Genomic DNA, 3,875 nt, shown 5'->3' with positions numbered 1-3,875 from the left:
TCTTTGCGTCGAGGCTTTTCCTTCAGCCTGCAAGTTCGTTGAGACACCGCGCCGCCGCCTCGATGGTCTGCTCGATGTCGCCCTGACTGTGGGCGCTGGAGACGAAACCGGCCTCGTACGCCGAGGGTGCCAGATACACGCCGCGCTCCAGCATCTCGTGGAAGAACAGCCGGAAGCGATCCAGGTTGCACTGGGTGGCCTGGTAGAAATTGCTCACCCGGGGCTGGTCGGTGAAGAACAGTCCGAACATGCCGCCGACCCGGTTGGCGGTCATGGGAATGCCAACGTCCTTCGCCGCGGCGAGGATGCCGTCCACCAGCGCGTTCACCTTCTCCCCGAGCAGGTCGTAGAAACCGGGGTTTGAAATGATGTCCAGGGTCTTCAGGCCGGCGGCCATGGCCACCGGGTTGCCGGACAGCGTGCCCGCCTGGTATACGGGTCCGAGCGGGGCCAACTGTTCCATGACCTCGCGTCGGCCTCCGAAGGCGCCCACGGGCATACCGCCGCCGATGACCTTGCCCAGGGTGGTCAGGTCCGGCTTGACGCCATACAGCGCCTGCGCACCGCCCAGCGCCACCCGGAATCCGGTCATCACCTCGTCGAAGATCAGCAGCGCTTCGTACTCGTCGCACACCTCCCGCAGCCCCTCCAGGAAACCGGGCTCCGGCGGGATGCAGTTCATGTTGCCGGCCACCGGCTCGACGATGATGCAGGCCACCTGGCCGCCCACGTGCGCCATGGTGTCGCGCACCTGGTCCAGATCGTTGTACGCCAGCGTCAGGGTGTGTTCCGCCAGCGCTGCCGGCACGCCCGGCGAACTCGGTACGCCCAGGGTCAGGGCGCCCGATCCGGCCTTCACCAGCAGGGAATCCCCGTGGCCGTGGTAGCACCCCTCGAACTTGATGATCTTGTCGCGGCCGGTAAAACCCCGTGCCAGCCGAATGGCGCTCATGGTGGCCTCGGTGCCGGAGTTCACCATGCGCACCATGTCCATGGAGGGCACCAGCTCGCACACCCTGTCCGCCATGCGCGTCTCGGTCTCCGTGGGCGCGCCGAAGGACAGGCCGCTGGTGATGGCTTCGTGCACCGCCTCCAGCACCTCGGGATGCGCGTGGCCGGCAATCATGGGTCCCCAGGAACCCACGTAGTCGATGTAGCGATTGCCGTCAGCATCATAGAGATAGGCGCCCTCGGCACGCTCGATGAATACCGGGTCGCCGCCCACGCCCCTGAAGGCGCGCACGGGTGAGTTCACGCCGCCGGGGATGTGGAGTTGGGCGGCTTTGAAGAGGTCGTGGGAACGGGTCATAGGGGATACGTTCGTGGAGGTTGTGGGATGTGTGAAGAGATACAAGGTACAAGATACAAGATACAAGGGAAAACCCGTATCCGCATGAATGCCATGAATCGCCTGCCTTTACCCTTGTACCTTGTACCGTTGCCCTGCCCTGAACAGCGCCGCAAGCCTTCTGGCCTCGGCCTCGGCCTCGGGATCCGGCCGGTCGAAGACACCGCTGCTGACCGCCACCATGTCCGCTCCGGCCGTGATTACCTCTGATGCGTTCTCAGCGGTGATGCCGCCAATCGCGCACACGGGGACGTTCAAGACCTCCCGAGCCTGGGCGAACAGCATCAGGGGTACGCGCGCGGCGTCGGGTTTGGTGGGTGAGGGAAAGGCGGCGCCGAAGGCGACATAGTCCGCGCCGCCCAGTTCGGCGGCGATGGCGCGATCGAGGCGCTCATGGCAGGTGATGCCGATGACGGCCTCCGGTCCGAGCAGCGCGCGGGCATCCTCCAGCGGCATGTCCTGCTGTCCCAGGTGTACGCCGTGGGCATCGATGGCGTGAGCAAGGTGTGCGTCGTCGTTGATGATCAGCAGGGCAGCATGGGCCTCGCACAGCTCCCGCAGCGCGTGCGCAGTCTCCAGACGGCGCCCGTGGTCGCCGGACTTGTCCCGGTACTGGACGATACGTGCCCCGCCGCGCAGGGCCGCAGTCACCCGTGTCTGCAGTTGCGCCGCGTCCGGTGCGCCGTCGGGGGTGATGACGTACAGGCCGCGCAGCTTGCTTCCAGCCCGTCCCGGTGAGGTATGCGGGCTAGGTGTCGTCATGATCCTGCGTGCTCGCCCAGAACAGGCGGTTGGGCAGGCGCTGTCCCATGCCGATGCGGTAGCCGTGGTTCAGGGCCTGCCAGGTGAACTCCTGCGCTTCGTGGATGGCCGAGAGCGGTTCGGTGCCCTGGGCCATCAGGCCCGCGATGGCTGCGGCCAGGGTGCATCCCGAGCCGTGGTAACTGCCCTCCAGGCGCGGCCAGGTGAAGGTCTCCAGCTTGCGGTGATTGCCATACAGCGTGTTGCGCACCTGGGGCGTATTCTCGTGCGTCCCGGTGAGCAGTACAAACTCCGAGCCCTGGTCCAGCAGCGACATGGCGCAGGCGTCCAGGTTGTCGGATTCCGGCGCCAGCTGGCGGGCCTCGAGGCTGTTGGGGGTCAGCACGGTCGTGAGCGGCAGGAGCAGGCTGCGCAGGCCGCCGATGACCTCGTCGTCGGCCAGTTCGGCGCCGCCCCCCGAGGCCAGTACCGGGTCCAGCACCACCGGCAGGTCCGGGTAGTCCATCAGGATGCTGTGAATGGCCTGCACCGCCTCGATGGACCCCACCATGCCGATCTTGACCGCCGCCACCGGCATGTCCTCCAGCACCGCGCGGGCCTGCTGAATGACCAGTTCCGCCTCGATGGGTGCGAAACCGATGACCTGGGCGGTGTCCTGGACGGTAAGCGCGGTGATCACCGGTGCGGCGTGGCATCCCATGCTGATGATGGATTCGATGTCCGCCTGGATACCGGCTCCACCGGTAGGGTCGTTGCCGGCGAAGCTCATGACCACCGGGACAGCGTCGTGCTGGTTCATGTTAAGCTCCGGGTCCTGCTACCGTCCAAGTGTATCACCGGCGGCGATCATAACTCTGCTGTTGGCCTAGCCCGCATATCTCACCGCGATAGGACACCGGCGGAAACAGTCTGTCATACTTAGGTTGGCGACCATTTCAACGTATTCCACAAATGTTTCAGCCTGTTGCGCGCCAGCCGGTGTCCGACCGGTGAGGTATGCGGGCTAGAGGGGGAATCCGCGCCGTGAAGACTTACCAGTGTGTCATCTGCGGGTTTGTTTACGACGAATCCAAGGGCTGGCCTGACGAGGGCATTCCGCCGGGCACCCGCTGGGACGACGTGCCCGAGGACTGGACCTGCCCGGAATGCGGTGCCAGCAAGGAAGATTTCGAAATGGTGGAACTTTGAGCCTCGGTGCACAACGCACGGTGTCACAAGACGACCCCCTGGAACGCATCGCAAGGCTCGCGCACGCGGACCGCGTGCCTGTCACCGTGGAACTGGACGAGGCGCTCGCGGCCCTGGATGCCGAGCTGGCGGACTTGGCCGGGGCGCTCGAGGTGGCTTACGTGGGGCCGGGGGTGGGCATGGCCGACATGGGCGCCGAGCATGTCTATCGCCTCGTGGTGCGCCGCCACGTCTGGGACACCACCACTGCCGGCTGGGGCCTGAAGGTCTGCGACGCACTGGACAACAACGACCTGCGACCCATGTGGCCGATCCAGGGCGTCGGCCGCCTGCGCAAGCAGCAGGTGGTGAAGGCCCTGCCGGCATTCTTCGCCGGCTACGCGGAGGCCGTCAGGGCCGCCGGCAAGGCGGACACGGAGGCGGGGCGTCGGATCCTGGCGATGGCGGGGAAGCTCTCTTGAAGTGGGAAGTGTGAATTGGGAAGTGGGAAGTGAAACCACCCTCACCCTACCCTCTCCCTGAGGGAGAGGGGAAAACCCTCTCATCCCAAGCCCACGATCCCCTCCCCCGCTTGCGG

The 3,875-nt window shown here is 65.9% G+C and carries 5 protein-coding genes; 2 read left to right on the top strand and 3 right to left on the bottom strand.

Annotation, left to right across the window (positions count from 1 at the left end; translation table 11 throughout):
* Window positions 1-22: 22 nt before the first annotated feature.
* From hemL to thiD, 3 genes are all read right to left on the bottom strand, one after another.
* Entirely contained in the window at window positions 23-1,309 is a 1,287-nt protein-coding gene (gene hemL / locus B1C78_RS15790) for a glutamate-1-semialdehyde 2,1-aminomutase (protein ID WP_077280130.1), read from the bottom strand.
* A 108-nt stretch (window positions 1,310-1,417) separates the two neighbouring features.
* Complete coding sequence (gene thiE / locus B1C78_RS15785; RefSeq protein ID WP_077280129.1) at window positions 1,418-2,110, bottom strand: thiamine phosphate synthase; 693 nt, start codon at window positions 2,108-2,110, stop codon at window positions 1,418-1,420.
* Window positions 2,097-2,909 carry a bifunctional hydroxymethylpyrimidine kinase/phosphomethylpyrimidine kinase gene (gene thiD, locus B1C78_RS15780; protein ID WP_077280128.1) on the bottom strand — a complete coding sequence of 271 codons (813 nt, stop codon included), beginning with the start codon at window positions 2,907-2,909 and terminating at the stop codon, window positions 2,097-2,099. Before thiD ends, thiE begins: the two co-directional genes overlap by 14 nt.
* A gap of 224 nt (window positions 2,910-3,133) precedes the next feature.
* On the opposite strand from thiD, the gene B1C78_RS15775 reads away from it, so the two are divergent.
* Window positions 3,134-3,298, top strand: a complete 165-nt coding sequence (locus B1C78_RS15775) for a rubredoxin (protein ID WP_077280127.1) — start codon at window positions 3,134-3,136, stop codon at window positions 3,296-3,298.
* Window positions 3,299-3,318: 20 nt separating this feature from the next.
* Window positions 3,319-3,759 carry a hypothetical protein gene (locus B1C78_RS15770; protein ID WP_077280131.1) on the top strand — a complete coding sequence of 147 codons (441 nt, stop codon included), beginning with the start codon at window positions 3,319-3,321 and terminating at the stop codon, window positions 3,757-3,759.
* Window positions 3,760-3,875: the final 116 nt, after the last annotated feature.

The sequence above is a fragment of the Thioalkalivibrio denitrificans genome, assembly GCF_002000365.1.
Lineage (GTDB): Bacteria > Pseudomonadota > Gammaproteobacteria > Ectothiorhodospirales > Ectothiorhodospiraceae > Thioalkalivibrio_A > Thioalkalivibrio_A denitrificans.
This window is presented reverse-complemented; position numbering and strand designations above follow the sequence as displayed.